Raw genomic sequence first — 13,628 nt, 5'->3', positions numbered from 1 at the left:
GAATCGTGCCTCTGCGCCGATCTGCGGGTGCAGTCAGCACCGCCGCTGACCCTTCCCTGACACCATTTGTGGGACAACAGGTACTCCGATGAGCAAGACCTCTCTCGACAAGAGCAAGATCAAGTTCCTTCTTCTTGAAGGCGTCCACCAGAATGCAGTGGACACCCTGAAGGCCGCTGGTTACACCAACATCGAGTACCTCAAGGGCGCACTCTCCGACGACGAGCTGAAAGAAAAGATCGCCGACGCGCACTTTATCGGTATCCGTTCGCGCACCCAGCTGACCGCCGAAGTCTTTGACTGCGCCAAGCGCCTGGTGGCCGTGGGCTGCTTCTGCATCGGCACCAACCAGGTTGACCTCGACGCCGCCCGCGAGCGCGGTATCGCCGTGTTCAACGCACCCTATTCCAACACCCGCTCGGTGGCCGAACTGGTACTGGCTCAGGCCATCCTGCTGCTGCGCGGCATCCCCGAGAAGAACGCCTCCTGCCACCGTGGTGGCTGGATCAAATCGGCAGCCAACTCCTTCGAAATCCGCGGCAAGAAGCTGGGTATCGTCGGTTACGGCTCCATCGGCACCCAACTCTCGGTACTCGCCGAAGCCATGGGCATGCAGGTGTTCTTCTACGATACCGTGACCAAGCTGCCGCTGGGCAACGCCACGCAGATCGGCAAACTGCACGACCTGCTGGGCATGTGCGACATCGTGTCGCTGCACGTCCCAGAGCTGCCATCCACCCAGTGGATGATCGGCGAGAAGGAAATCCGCGCCATCAAGAAGGGCGGCATCCTGATCAACGCCGCGCGCGGCACCGTGGTCGAGCTGGAGCATCTGGCCGCGGCAATCAAGGACGAGCACCTGATCGGCGCGGCCATCGACGTGTTCCCGGTCGAGCCGAAATCCAACGACGAAGAGTTCGAGAGCCCGTTGCGTGGCCTGGATCGCGTGATCCTGACTCCGCATATCGGTGGTTCCACCGCCGAAGCGCAGGCCAACATCGGCCTGGAAGTGGCCGAGAAGCTGGTCAAGTACAGCGACAACGGCACCTCGGTGTCCTCGGTCAACTTCCCCGAAGTGGCCCTGCCGGCGCACCCGGGCAAGCACCGCCTGCTGCACATCCACGCCAACATCCCGGGCGTGATGAGCGAGATCAACAGCGTGTTCGCGGAAAACGGCATCAACATCTCCGGCCAGTTCCTGCAGACCAACGACAAGGTCGGCTACGTGGTGATCGACGTCGACGCCGATTACTCCGACCTGGCGCTGGAGAAGCTGCAGCACGTTAAAGGCACGATCCGTAGCCGCGTACTGTTCTAAGCGCTGCCGCGGTACGAAAAAGGGAAGCTTCGGCTTCCCTTTTTTATTTGCGATGTCATGACTCGTGGGAGGTGCGTAGGTTGGGTTAGCGGCGCCTATCGTTTATCTACAGACGCTACGAATCTCACGCGCCGCGTAACCCAACAGCATGGGTATCGCTGCGCTCAACCCATCCTACGCAAGCGGCTGCTGTTCCAGCTCGCGCAACGCCGCCTCAGCAGCCGGCAGCTCTTCTTCGCTAAACACCCGCACCCCAGCACGGCGTAAAGCCGCAGCGGTTACCCCTTCACCCGCGACTCGGGTACCGCTGAAACTGCCATCGTAATTCTCCCGATTACCGCACGAGGGGCTACGCGCTTTAAGCAGCGCCAGGCGGATGCCATGCTGCGCCACCAGCGCCAGCGCCTGTTCAGCACCCTCGACAAAAGCGGCGGTGACATCCTCGCCCTCCACCGTCAGCACCGGCAGTTGTCCATCAAGCACCTGCGCGCCCTGCCCCCCGGCAATTTCCGCCGGTGCGCGCGGGGTCGGTAGGCCGCCGGCAACTTCCGGGCACAGCGGCACAATCCGCCCCTCCTGCTGCCAGCGCTCAAGCACCGTAAACGGGCCATGGGCGCCGCCGTCATAACGTACACGCTGGCCTAACAGGCAACGGCTCACCAGAATCTTCTGCATCGCTCACTCTCATTAGTCACCCGGCGTAACACCGCCAGGTTACTGCGCTTGCTGGCCGCCGATCAAAGGGACGGGGTGCCTGGCAGATTGCCAAGCGCTTCACGCAGACCACTCCATCCGCGCACAACGCCGGCCTATCCTTCGGCGGGAAGCGCCCTGGGCCGATGGCGCGCGCGTCAGGCCAGGCACAGACTCACGCCACTCTAAGAGAGGACGCCCCCATGCATCGCCCCCTTCGCACCTTCGCCCTGCTACTCACTGCCAGCCTTGCGGCCTATGCCCTGCCGAGCCAGGCGGCCCTGCTGCCGATGGATAACCAGAGCCTGAGCGAGATCAGCGGGCAGGCCGGCATCAGCATCCGCGCGGATGTGCTGGCGACCATCGGCCAGGTGCGCTGGAGCGATGACGGCGGTCACGCCTCGCTGCGCAATGTGAAGATCGACAACGGCTGCACCACCCCGACCAGCTGCCCGAACGGCTCTGGTGGCAACTTTGCCTTCGGCGCCGCGCAGCTGGGGCTGACCTTGCCGATATTCGGCGTCAACCTGCCCACCCTGAAGATCGATATCGTCACCAACGCCAGCGGCAAACAGCAGTTGCAGCTGACCCTGCCCGACCTCACCACAATTAACGAACAGTTGGTGGCCAGCGGCATCCCGGCGCAGCGCATTCGCTTACGGGTGGCCGCTGATATGTACGTCGGCGAAAGCCGCCTGGGCAGCATCGAGATGCGCGACATCACCGATCTGCGCGGGACATTCAAAGTCTGGGGCCACTAAGAACCTCCTCACGATCTGCTGCGCGTCGGCCCTGCAGCGTTAAAAACAGGCTCGGAATGCTCATTTACCCCAGTAAACTCCGCTTCCTCGCCGCTTTGACCAGCCAAAGGCTGTTACTACGTAGCGCCTTGCATGGCTCTAGCTCGCGAGATCGTGAACAGGTTCTAGCCAATCTTGACTAGAACGGCCCATTGCCCCGCCTACGAAACCAGCCGGTCAATGACAGTCGCTCGCGAGTGGCCGGCAGCACTTCGTGGGGCATATCGGCGGAGAGAAATAGCAGCAGACTGCCCGCCTGCGGCAACACATCGCGCATATCGCCATTGGGCAGATACAAACGCAGCGCGCCGCCCTGCTCGGCCTGCCAATCCTGGTTGAGGTAGAACACCGCCGACACCGCGCGACGGTCATCATCGCGAAAGCGATCCACGTGCTTCTGGTAGAACGCGCCCGGTGGATACAGGGCAAAGTGCCCCTCGAAATCCTCCAGCCCCAGGTACAAGCCCTGGTTGAGCGCCATGCGCAGCTCGTCAAACGCCTGCAGGTACTGATCACAGACCTCGGCCTGACCGGCTTCCAGCCACTGGATATGGTCGCCACGCACCCCTTCGCGAATCTGCTGCTGCGCGCCACGGCCGACGCCGGCGGGCGCCAATGCACCTTGCGCGGCACGTTTACGGCACTCTTCGGCCAGTTCGAGGGTCAGAGAGGGGGCAATAAACTGTGGCTGCAGCGACCAGCCGTGTTCGGCCAGGTCGTCAACGATGCGGGTCAGGAGCGCGGTGTGGGTATCGGTCGTCATGCCGGCGATTCTAACAGCCTGTCATCGTTTCATTCACAGCCACGCCGAGCCTCGACAAGCAACGCTATGCCGCCGAAAATAGCGGCCCCCTATGGAGTCCCTATGCGCGCCCTTTCCGTTGTGTTGACCCTGCTGCTCAGCCTGCCCGCCCTGGCCGACGATTACCTGCAGCTGTATCAGGCGGCCGGCTGGCCGCAGCAGCGCATGCATTTCAGCGATGCCCTGCAGGCCGCCCAGGAACGCTACCGCAATAGCCTGCCGCCAGCGGTGCATCAAGCGTTGGTGAACAACAGCAACCAGCGCTTTGCCGCGGCTGCGGTGGATCAGCGCGCCCAGCAGGGCCTGCGCGACAACCTCGGCGAGCCAGTCAGCGCCTTGCAGTTTTTCCAGTCGCCACTGGGTCGCAAGATTGTCGATGCCGAACTGCTCGCCACCCGCAGCGACCAACTGGCGCGCCATGCCAATGGCCTGCCGCGCAGTGAAGCCAGTGCCACCCGCCGCCTGCTGATTCGCCACCTGGCCCAGGCGCTGCCCGCCAAAGAAGCCGGCGCGGAAGTCAGCCTGGCCCTGGCCGGCGTGGCCGCCGATAGCCTGAGTCAGATGCTCCCCGGCCTGCTCGGTGGCGACAGCGCCCAGGCCATGCTCAATGGCCAGCGCCAGCGTTTGATGGAACAGATCGGTGCGGATCTGGATAACACCCTGCTGCACGTCTACCGCGAGCTGAGTGATCCAGAGCTGGAAGAGTTTGTCAGCTTTGCTCAATCCGAAAGCGGCAAGCGCTACTACCAGGCAGCGCTGGCCGCCATCCGCAGCGGCCTGGCGGTTGGCCAGAGCAGCGCAGCACTGGCCCCAGCACCGCAAGGCATCTGAGCCGAATCCACGTAGGTTGGTGTTGAGCGCAGCGAAGCCCAACATGGAGTGCATGGCACTCCGCTCGACGATCCGTTGCAGTCGTTGGGCTTCGTCGCGTTGCTCCTCAACACCAACCTACGCCAAACGCTCGGTCAAAAACTCGAAATAGCGCTGGCGCAAGGCCGGCGCTTCATTGGCCAGATGGTGACGCGCCTCGGGCAGGCGCAGAATCTGCGGTGCGGCGAACTTGTCCTGCAGCACCTTAAGGTTATGCCGCCAGGCCACCGTCAGATCCGCCTCGCCCTGAATGATCAACGGGCTGCGTGCACTGCGCGGTGCCGCCTCGATACGCGGTACCCATTGGCTGAGCGCGCCGACCCAGGCAGTCGGCAGGTTGCGCGGTTGCAGCGGGTCCTGGTGATGGACGAAGTCGATAAACGCCGCGTCGCTGGAGTTGACGCTGAAACGCCGGGGAATCTCGCTGACAAAGCGCTTCATGATCCGGTAACTGAACTGCGACCAGCCCCAGGCACGCGGTCGCACCAGCGGCGCCAGCAGAATGGTTTCGCCGATTTCCGCGCCTGGTGCACCGGTCAGCAGGTAGTCGATCAGAATCGCCCCGCCTGTACTTTGCCCGCACAGATGCCAGGGTTGCGGCAGCTCTAGCACGGAGGCTTCAGCCAACACCGCCTGCAACACCGTCTGGTACTCGGCAAAATCGCCGATGCTGGCGCGCGCGCCGCTGGACAGGCCATGCCCCGGCAGATCAAAGCTCAACACGGCAAAGCCCATGCCCAGTGCCCACTCGATCACATGGCGGTACAGGCCAACGTGGTCGTAGTAACCATGCAGTAGCACCAACGTGGCGCGCGGCTGCTCAGGCCACCAGGCTTGTAGCGCAATCTGGTAGCCGCCTGCCTGCAGCGTGCCCATACAACTGTGCGTAGCCGAGGTATCGCTGAAGCCGTAAAACTGCCGGTATGCCTGTTCGGCCGGTGACAGGGCAACGGCTGCGGCCAAGGGTCGCAGACTGGCAAGCAGGTTTTCCGGCTGAAACGGCTCTGGCATAAGGCTTCCATCAAACTTACAGGGTAGTCACAGGCCATCCAGGGCTGTGCAATCAGGTTGCGGATATTCAGCTGTCGCGCCAGTCATGGCAAGCTGCGCGCCTGTTTGCCGAAGACCGCCGATGACTCGACCCACGCGCAAGACCCTACTCGCCAGCCTGCTGATTCTGCTCTGGGCCGCCGCCATGCTCGCCGCCTACTGGTGGTACGAAGCGCGCTACCTGCGCAGTTTCAGCGAGCAGACCGCGCTGTTCTACGGTGAGCAGCTGCGCCTGCCGGATGAGCTGGCCGGCCCCGGACCGATCCGTCTGGTGCACTTCTGGGACCCGGCCTGCCCGTGCAATGTTGGTAATCAGCAGCACCTGGCCGAACTGATCGAGCGCTTCGGCCCGCAGGACGTGAGCTTTTATGCCGTGCAAAAGCCCGGCAGTACAGGACAGCTGCCCAGCACTCTGAGCGCCCTGCAGCCGCTGGCCAAACTGGCAGGTAGCACGCAGATCCCCGCCAGCCCGGCCGTGGCGATCTGGGACCGCAACGGCCAGCTGGCCTACTTTGGCCCCTACAGCGAAGGCGCCACCTGCACCTCCAGCAACAGTTTTATCGAGCCCATTCTCGACGCCCTGGTACAGGGCCGCCCGGTCAACGCCAGCAACACCCTGGCGGTGGGTTGCTTCTGCGACTGGCAGAGCAACTGACTACTTCAGGCCGTCCGGGGTAAAGCGCTGAAAGATCTGCTGCGCCTCGCCGCTGGCCTGCAGCTGTTTAAGCTGCTGATCAAACTGGCTGACCAGACGTTCACCCCGCGCTGAGCCCTTGCTGACCAGCAGAAAGAACTCCTTGCTGGCGACCAGTGGAACATGGCGCAACTGCTCATGGCCTTGATAAATACCCAGCGCCAGGCCGCCATATAGCGGCTCAATCTCACTGGGAAAGAAGTCGCAGCGCTGACGCTGCAGCATATCCAGATTTTGCTGGATGCTGGGAAAGCGCTGGATCGGCTCACCCAGGCCAAACGGCTGGTAGTTGTAGCCAATCACCCCGCACACCCGATAGGGCTGCAGGTTCTGCAGCAAGGCGGGCAACGGCACGTCGGCAAAGCGCTGAGCGGAATAGAACAACCCAAGGCGCGTTGCGTAGAGGCGCGCGCTGTAATGCGCGTAGGCCGCGCGCTCGGCGTTGTAGCTGGCATCCCAGGTCAGTTCGCAGCGGCCCTTTTCGGCAAAGTCCGCCAGCTCCTGCTGCACCCGCGCCCAGGGCATGTAGTGCACCTCATAGGGCAGCTGCAAACGCTGCAGAATCTCCAGCACCAGGGTGCTGGCCGACCCAGTTAGACGGCTGCGATCCACCTGGCCATCGCTGCGCTGCCAATAGGTGTAGGGCGGCCACTCGTTGCTGTCGCCCAGACAGATCTGCACCGGCGGCGCCGCCAGGCAGGGCAGCGCCAGCAGCACCAACATTCCACTCGCCATCACTCGCCACATAACCGCTACCTCAGGCCTGTGTAGAAAGGCTAGATCAGTCTGGCTGAGCCATCCCGGCAACCGACTGTCGGCGAAAGCCCTGCGGCGTCGCGCCCTGCCAGCGGCGGAAGGCGCGGTAGAACGGTGACAGCTCGGCAAAGCCGCAGGCACGGGCTACTTCGCGAATGGCCAGGCCGCTGTCGAGCAGAGTCTGCGCACGCAGACGGCGTACTTCATCGTGCAGCTGACGGAAACTCTGCTGCTGTTCGGCCAACGCTCGCTGCAGCCCGCCAACGCTGTAACCGAGTGCGATGGCGCAGCTGGGCAGGTCGCACAGCTGCACCCCGAGGTTGACCTCTAGCCAGTAGCGCACGCGGTTGAGCAGCTGGTTTTCTTCAAGCTCCGCCAGCTCCACGTCCGCCTGCGCCCAGAGCACCGCGAACAGCCGTGGGTTGGCGCTGCGCGATGGCCGGCTGAGCCAGGCGCGCGGAAAGATCAGCGCGTCATGCGCCTGGGCAAAGCGTGGCAGCAGACCAAACAGCCGCCGGTGCTCACTCAGGCGGCGCGGGGCCGGGTGACGAAACTCCACGCTATCGAGCGCAAAGCCGCCGTCGTTGACGCTGGCCAACATCTTCTGCAGCAGCAGCGCCAGGCACTCCATCTGCTGACGCAGCGAGCCCACACCACGGTAATTGAGGTCGAAGATCAGCCGCGCCTGCTCGCCATCCAGCTCCAGGCGTGCGGCAAAGCCGCCGGAGAGGATGTGCTGAAAACGCACAAAGCTCTCCAGCGCCTGGCCCAGATCGCGGCTGGCCAGTAGCAGGTAACCGACCACATCCATTGGCCGTGGCTGCATGGTTTCGCCCAGGTGCAGACCGATATCGGCATCACCGCTGATGGCTTCCAGCGCCTGCCAGAAGCGCGGTGCATTGTCGTGGTCTTCACGGGCATTGAGCAGCGGCGGCGCCAGCACGATGCCCTGATAGGCCTGACGATAGGTATCGGTGGGGTCCAGGCCCAGCGCCGCCAAGGCTTCGTAGAGCAGGCGGCGCAGGGTCGAGGAGTGGGTCAGCGCGCTGGCGATGCTGCTGTGCGGATCGTGTTGCATAAAGGCCTCTTGGATTGACCAAAGACTTTCACTCTTGCGCTATTTGGTCAATGCCGCACCACGCAGCAGCCCGCACAATGGCAGGGCTGATAAGCAGGCTGTGTAATGCCAATAAGAGGACGGCTCGTTGGGCTTCGCTGCGCTCAACGCCAACCTACGCGTGTTGTCCGGCGCAGCCTGATAAAACCAATAACAAGGATTCCCAGATGAAACGCACCCTGACTGCCCTTGCCCTGATTGTCGCCGCCAGCGCCGCTGGCGCTTACTGGTACATCGACAGCAAGCAGCCGCAACGCGACGGCGAACTGCAACTGAGCAATCTGCAGGCCGCAGTTACGGTGGACTACGACGAACGCGGCGTGCCGCATATCCAGGCGCAGAACGAGGCCGATATGTACCGCGCGCTGGGCTATGTGCATGCCCAGGACCGTCTGTTTCAGATGGAAATCCTCCGCCGCCTGGCCCGTGGCGAGCTGGCCGAGGTGCTCGGCAGCAAGCTGGTCGACACCGACCGCCTGTTCCGCACCCTGGGCATCCGCGAACACGCCGATCGCTACGCGGCGAAGATGGATATGAGCGCCCCGGCGAGCCAGGCGCTAGAGGCTTACCTGGACGGTATCAACCAGTACCAGGCCAGCCACCCGGCGCCGATCGAGTTCGATGTGTTGGGCATCGAAAAACGGCCGTTTAACGTGGCCGACACCCTCAGCGTCGCCGGCTATATGGCCTACAGCTTCGCCGCCGCGTTTCGCACCGAGCCGGTGCTGACGCATATCCGCGACCAGTTGGGCGCCGATTACCTCAAGGCCTTCGACCTCGACTGGCACCCGCAGGGCGTGGTCGGGCAAAACCTCGCGGCAGGCGACTGGCAGGACCTCAACGCCATCGCCGAGCTGAGCCATGCCGCGCTGCTGGATGCCGGCCTGCCGCAGTTCGAGGGCAGCAACGCCTGGGCCATCTCCGGCAGCCGCACCGCCAGCGGCAAACCGCTGCTGGCCGGCGACCCGCATATCCGCTTCGCGGTGCCGTCGGTGTGGTACGAGGCCAACCTGAGCTACCCCGGTTTCAGCCTGTACGGCCATCACCAGGCGCTCAACCCGGTGGCGTCCCTGGGGCATAACCGCGACTTTGCCTGGAGCATCACCATGTTCCAGAGCGACGACCTCGACCTGATCGCCGAGAAAACCAACCCGGCCAATCCCAATCAAGTCTGGTATCGCGGCCAGTGGGTCGAGCTACAAAGCCGCGAGGAGCTGATCAGCGTTAAGGATGCCGCGCCGGTCAGCCTGACCATCCGCCGCTCGCCGCACGGCCCGATCATCAACAGCGCCCTCGGTGAAACCGTCGGCAGCACGCCGATTGCCATGTGGTGGGCGTTCCTCGAGACCGAGAATCCGATCCTCGACGGCTTCTACCAGCTCAACCGCGCCGCCACGCTGAAGCAAGCCCGCGTCGCCGCTGAGCACATCGAAGCGCCGGGGTTGAACGTGGTGTGGGCCAATGCCATGGGCGATATCGGTTGGTGGGCGGCGGCGAAACTGCCGCGCCGCCCGGCCGGGGTCAACCCGAGCTTTATCCTCGACGGCAGCAACGGCGAGGCAGAAAAAGACGGCTACTACCCGTTCAGCGCCAACCCGCAGGAAGAGAACCCCGCGCGCGGCTATATCCTCTCCGCCAACTACCAGCCCGTGTCGCCGACCGGCATGGAGATTCCCGGCTACTACAACCTGGCAGATCGCGGCCAGCGCCTGGACGAACGCCTGCGCGATAACAGCGTGAAGTGGGATGTGAAGAACAGCCAGGCGCTGCAACTGGAGCCCGGCACCGGCTACCCACAGCGCCTGCTGGCTCCGCTAGCCGCCGACCTGCGCGCCGCCGCCAATGGCAGCGAAGAGCAGGCGCAGGTCGAACAACTGCTGAGCTGGGATGGCCAACACCAGATCGATAACACCGCCGCTACGCTGTTCAACCAACTGGTGTACCAACTGACGCGTGAAGCCATGGCCGATGAGCTGAGCGAGGCCTTTTTTACCAACCTGCTGCAAACCCGCGTACTCGACAGCGCCCTGCCGCGCCTGGCCGCCGACGCCAACTCGCCCTGGTGGGACAAACGCGGCAGCGACGCCGTGGAAAGCCGCGCCGACACCGTCAAAGCCGCCTGGCAGGCCAGCCTTGCCCACCTGCGCAGCACCCTCGGTGACGACAGCGCGAAATGGGCCTGGGGCAGCGCGCATACCCTCACCCACAGCCATCCGCTGGGCCAGCAGAAGCCACTGGATAAACTATTCAACGTCGGCCCATTTGCCGCACCGGGTGGCCATGAAACGCCGAATAACCTCTCGCAACCGGTAGGCCCGGCGCCCTGGTCAGTTGTGTACGGCCCCTCGACCCGTCGCCTGATCGATATGGCCGACGCCAGCAGCGCGCTGGGCATCAACCCGGTGGGCCAGAGCGGCGTGCTGTTTGATCAGCACTACAAAGACCAGGCCGACGCCTATATGCGTGGTGAGTACGTGCCGATGCACCTGGATGCCGAGGCGATCAAGGCCAATAGCCGCAGCCAGCTGATTCTTCGTCCCTAAGCGCGCAGGAGCCCTCCATGAAACGCCTGTTATTAGTGGTATTGATCGCCCTGCTCGGCCTGCTTGGCGTAGTCGTCGGGCGCACATTGCTGCTGCCGGCCGCCGCCTTCAACAACGCACCCGTCAGCCTGCCCGAGGGGTTGGATGCACAACGTGCGGCGGAGAGTTTGGCGGCAGCGATTCGCCTGCCAACCCTGTCGCATCAGGTCGGCACCCCGGCCAGCCAACAGGCCGCCAGCGACGCTGCGTTTGCCGGCCTGCGCGAATGGCTAACGCAGCGCTACCCACGCCTGACGGCAAGCACTGAACAACTGCCCACCGGCAGCCCGAGCATCCTGCTGCGCTGGCCGGGCAAGAACAGCCAACTGCCGGCCGCCCTGCTGATGGCGCACCAGGACGTGGTGCCCGTGGCACCGGGCACCGAGGAGCTGTGGACTCACCCGCCGTTCTCCGGGGCGATAGCCGATGGCTTTATCTGGGGGCGTGGCGCCATCGACAGCAAGGGTTCGATGGTGGCGATTCTCGAAGCGGTGGAAACCCTGATCAGCCAGGGCTTTCAGCCGCAACGCGATGTGCTGCTGGCCTTCGGTCACGATGAAGAAATCGGCGGCCACCAGGGCAACCGGCGTATCGCCGCGCAGTTGCAGGAGCAAGGCAAACGCCTGGCCTGGGTCAGCGATGAAGGCGGTTTTGTGGTGCGCGGACAGATTCCCGGCGTCAGCCAGGATGTCGCCGTGGTCGGTATCGCGGAAAAGGGCTACGTCAGCCTGACCCTGCAAGCCAACGCCCAGGGCGGCCACTCCTCACAGCCACCAGCCTTCGATGAAACCGCCATCGGCCGCTTGAGCCAAGCCCTGCAACGGGTAGGCGATGCGCCGTTTCAACGCGGCTTCGACGGCCCCACCGGCGACCTGCTGGCCAGCTTTACCCCGGCGCAATCCTTCGGTTATCGATTGATCTTCGCCAACCTCTGGCTGTTCGGCCCATTGGTGGAACAGCAACTGGCCGCCTCGCCAGCCGGCGCCGCGCAGCTGCAAACCTCGCTGTCGCCGACCCTGCTGCGCGCAGGCATCAAGGAAAACGTTCTGCCGCCCAGCGCCCGCGCCACCCTCAACCTGCGCATCCACCCGCGCGACAGCATCGAAAGCGTGGCCGAACATGTACGCAGCGCCGTGGCGGATGAGCAGATCAGCGTCAAAGTCATGCCCGCCGGCCGCGAGCCCTCGGCGGTCTCCGACGTCAACGGCGCAGCCTACAAAGCCTTCGCCGAAGTGATCCGGCAGAGCTTCAGCAATACCCTGGTCAGCCCCAACCTCACCGTCGGCGGCACCGACTCGCGCTACTACGAGCCGCTGACCGATAACATCTTCCGCTTTAGCCCCCTGCTGATGGAGCGCGAAGACCTGCCGCGCATGCACGGCACCAATGAGCGCGTGGGGATCGATACCTTGGCCAATGCCAGCGGCTTCTATTACCGCCTGCTGCAGAGCCTGAATAGCCCAGCCAACTAGGCCAAACAACCAACGGCCAACTCCCGCCACGCTGAACTGCTAAGGTCACGCATGGGCTCGTCTCATGTGGGCTAGCAGAGCCCAAGCCTGTGTGGGCTGCTGCACTGAATCCACAGGGTCATCACTTACGCTCAGGCCGCTTTGAGCGAGTAACCGCCACCGATTCAGTTGCAGAGCGCCGAAATGTCCGCCAAACCCCAGCCCGAACCCCAGCAGAATCATCTTCTGGCAGCTTTGTCGCCCGAGGTGCAGTCTCGGTTGTTTCCGCACCTGGAACTGGTGCCATTACCGTTGCGCGCCGTGTTGTATGAATCCCGACGGCCGATGCGTCACGTTTACTTCCCGACGGACTCCATCGTCTCGCTGCAATACGTGATGGAGAACGGGGCGTCGACCGCCATCCTGGTGGTGGGTAATGAGGGATTGCTCGGCATCAGCCTGCTGATGGGCGGGGAAAGCACGCCGAGCCGTTCGCTGGTACAAAGCGCCGGCTACGCCTATCGGCTTCCCAGACTGCGGGTGAAAGAGGAGTTCAACCGTCACGGCCAGCTGTTGATGCTGATGCTGCGTTATACGCAGGCACTGATTACGCAGGTCTCGCAGACGGCGGTCTGCAACCGGCACCACTCGATCGACCAGCAGCTCTGCCGCTGGTTGCTGCTCTCCATGGATCGCTTGTCACACAACCACTTGACCATGACCCAGGAGTTTATCGGCAACATGCTCGGCGTGCGCCGCGAGGGCGTTACCCAGGCTGCGTTGAAGTTGCAGCAACTCGGCGTGATTTCATATTCACGCGGCTTGATCAAAGTGCTTGATCGGCCAAAACTGGAAGCGCTGACGTGCGAGTGCTATTCGGTGGTCAAAAAGGAAACAGACCTGCTGCTTGATTACATACCGCAGCGCCAAATCATCACCGATACCGACGACATTCCCACTGCAACGCTGCCAACGCTGTAGCACTGCGCTGATCACAGCCGCCAAGGGCCCGGGAAATTCAGCCGCTGCCGCTTATTGGCACGCCATACGACGACCTATGAACCCCGATATTCAGGCCACATTTGATAGTTACCCGATAGCCGCTAGGCAGCAGCTTGAGCGGGTACGCGCGCTGATTCTGGCCATTGCCGCTGAGTACAAGCTGGGCGATGTCGAGGAAACGCTGAAGTGGGCCGAGGCCAGTTATTCGGTCAAGGGCGGTTCGCCGATTCGCATCGACTGGAAAGCCAAACAGCCGGATGCGATCAAGGTGTTCTTCCATTGCCAGACGCGCCTGGTAGCCACCTTCAGGGAAATCTACCGCGATGCGTTCGTCTATGAGGGCAACAGAGCAGTGGTGATCCCTCTGGATACGGATATTGAGCAGGTGCCACTCAGGCATTGCCTGCTGCTGGCACTGCAGTATCAGCGCGTAAAGCACTTGCCGCTGCTGGGCGCATAGGCTGAGGCCGGCATTTCAATGGCAGTGTTTCCG

At 63.3% G+C, this 13,628-nt stretch carries 13 protein-coding genes; 8 read left to right on the top strand and 5 right to left on the bottom strand.

Annotation, left to right across the window (positions count from 1 at the left end; all coding sequences use genetic code 11):
- Positions 1 to 88: 88 nt before the first annotated feature.
- Positions 89 to 1,318 (top strand): phosphoglycerate dehydrogenase, encoded by a 1,230-nt coding sequence (serA, locus tag Q8M42_RS09825; protein WP_304863525.1) that lies wholly within the window; start codon positions 89 to 91, stop codon positions 1,316 to 1,318.
- 174 nt (positions 1,319 to 1,492) lie between these two features.
- On the opposite strand, the gene Q8M42_RS09820 is transcribed toward serA, so the two are convergent.
- Positions 1,493 to 1,993: a DUF523 domain-containing protein gene (locus Q8M42_RS09820; RefSeq protein WP_304863527.1), complete on the bottom strand. Its 501-nt coding sequence runs from the start codon at positions 1,991 to 1,993 to the stop codon at positions 1,493 to 1,495.
- A gap of 221 nt (positions 1,994 to 2,214) precedes the next feature.
- On the opposite strand from Q8M42_RS09820, the gene Q8M42_RS09815 reads away from it, so the two are divergent.
- A complete protein-coding gene (locus tag Q8M42_RS09815) occupies positions 2,215 to 2,772 on the top strand; it encodes a DUF6160 family protein (protein ID WP_304863529.1) in 558 nt (185 codons plus the stop codon).
- Positions 2,773 to 2,950: 178 nt separating this feature from the next.
- Here Q8M42_RS09815 and Q8M42_RS09810 read toward each other — a convergent pair whose 3' ends face one another.
- The gene (locus tag Q8M42_RS09810; protein ID WP_304863531.1) at positions 2,951 to 3,574 is read right to left on the bottom strand and encodes a 2OG-Fe(II) oxygenase; all 624 of its coding nucleotides are present in this window, start codon (positions 3,572 to 3,574) and stop codon (positions 2,951 to 2,953) included.
- A 102-nt stretch (positions 3,575 to 3,676) separates the two neighbouring features.
- Here Q8M42_RS09810 and Q8M42_RS09805 point away from each other — a divergent pair, with 102 nt between their 5' ends.
- Positions 3,677 to 4,444, top strand: a complete 768-nt coding sequence (locus Q8M42_RS09805; RefSeq protein WP_304863533.1) for a hypothetical protein — start codon at positions 3,677 to 3,679, stop codon at positions 4,442 to 4,444.
- A gap of 117 nt (positions 4,445 to 4,561) precedes the next feature.
- Here the strand turns inward: Q8M42_RS09805 and Q8M42_RS09800 are convergent, their stop codons facing one another.
- Positions 4,562 to 5,494, bottom strand: coding sequence for an alpha/beta hydrolase (locus tag Q8M42_RS09800; protein ID WP_304863536.1), 933 nt, complete (start codon positions 5,492 to 5,494; stop codon positions 4,562 to 4,564).
- 85 nt (positions 5,495 to 5,579) lie between these two features.
- Here Q8M42_RS09800 and Q8M42_RS09795 point away from each other — a divergent pair, with 85 nt between their 5' ends.
- Positions 5,580 to 6,188, top strand: coding sequence for a DUF6436 domain-containing protein (locus tag Q8M42_RS09795; protein WP_304863538.1), 609 nt, complete (start codon positions 5,580 to 5,582; stop codon positions 6,186 to 6,188).
- On the opposite strand, the gene Q8M42_RS09790 is transcribed toward Q8M42_RS09795, so the two are convergent.
- Positions 6,189 to 6,950 (bottom strand): ABC transporter substrate-binding protein, encoded by a 762-nt coding sequence (locus Q8M42_RS09790; RefSeq protein ID WP_304863541.1) that lies wholly within the window; start codon positions 6,948 to 6,950, stop codon positions 6,189 to 6,191.
- 58 nt (positions 6,951 to 7,008) lie between these two features.
- The gene (locus Q8M42_RS09785) at positions 7,009 to 8,061 is read right to left on the bottom strand and encodes an AraC family transcriptional regulator (protein WP_304863543.1); all 1,053 of its coding nucleotides are present in this window, start codon (positions 8,059 to 8,061) and stop codon (positions 7,009 to 7,011) included.
- A 206-nt stretch (positions 8,062 to 8,267) separates the two neighbouring features.
- Here Q8M42_RS09785 and Q8M42_RS09780 point away from each other — a divergent pair, with 206 nt between their 5' ends.
- From Q8M42_RS09780 to Q8M42_RS09765, 4 genes are all read left to right on the top strand, one after another.
- Positions 8,268 to 10,643, top strand: a complete 2,376-nt coding sequence (locus Q8M42_RS09780) for a penicillin acylase family protein (RefSeq protein ID WP_304863545.1) — start codon at positions 8,268 to 8,270, stop codon at positions 10,641 to 10,643.
- A 17-nt stretch (positions 10,644 to 10,660) separates the two neighbouring features.
- Positions 10,661 to 12,154: a M20 family peptidase gene (locus tag Q8M42_RS09775; RefSeq protein WP_304863548.1), complete on the top strand. Its 1,494-nt coding sequence runs from the start codon at positions 10,661 to 10,663 to the stop codon at positions 12,152 to 12,154.
- A gap of 183 nt (positions 12,155 to 12,337) precedes the next feature.
- Positions 12,338 to 13,114, top strand: coding sequence for a Crp/Fnr family transcriptional regulator (locus Q8M42_RS09770; RefSeq protein ID WP_304863550.1), 777 nt, complete (start codon positions 12,338 to 12,340; stop codon positions 13,112 to 13,114).
- A gap of 76 nt (positions 13,115 to 13,190) precedes the next feature.
- Positions 13,191 to 13,595 carry a DUF1801 domain-containing protein gene (locus Q8M42_RS09765; protein ID WP_304863553.1) on the top strand — a complete coding sequence of 135 codons (405 nt, stop codon included), beginning with the start codon at positions 13,191 to 13,193 and terminating at the stop codon, positions 13,593 to 13,595.
- Positions 13,596 to 13,628: the final 33 nt, after the last annotated feature.

Origin of the sequence: Pseudomonas sp., from assembly GCF_030684895.1 — a bacterium.
In the GTDB taxonomy this organism is placed as follows: Bacteria; Pseudomonadota; Gammaproteobacteria; order Pseudomonadales; family Pseudomonadaceae; genus Aquipseudomonas.
This window is presented reverse-complemented; position numbering and strand designations above follow the sequence as displayed.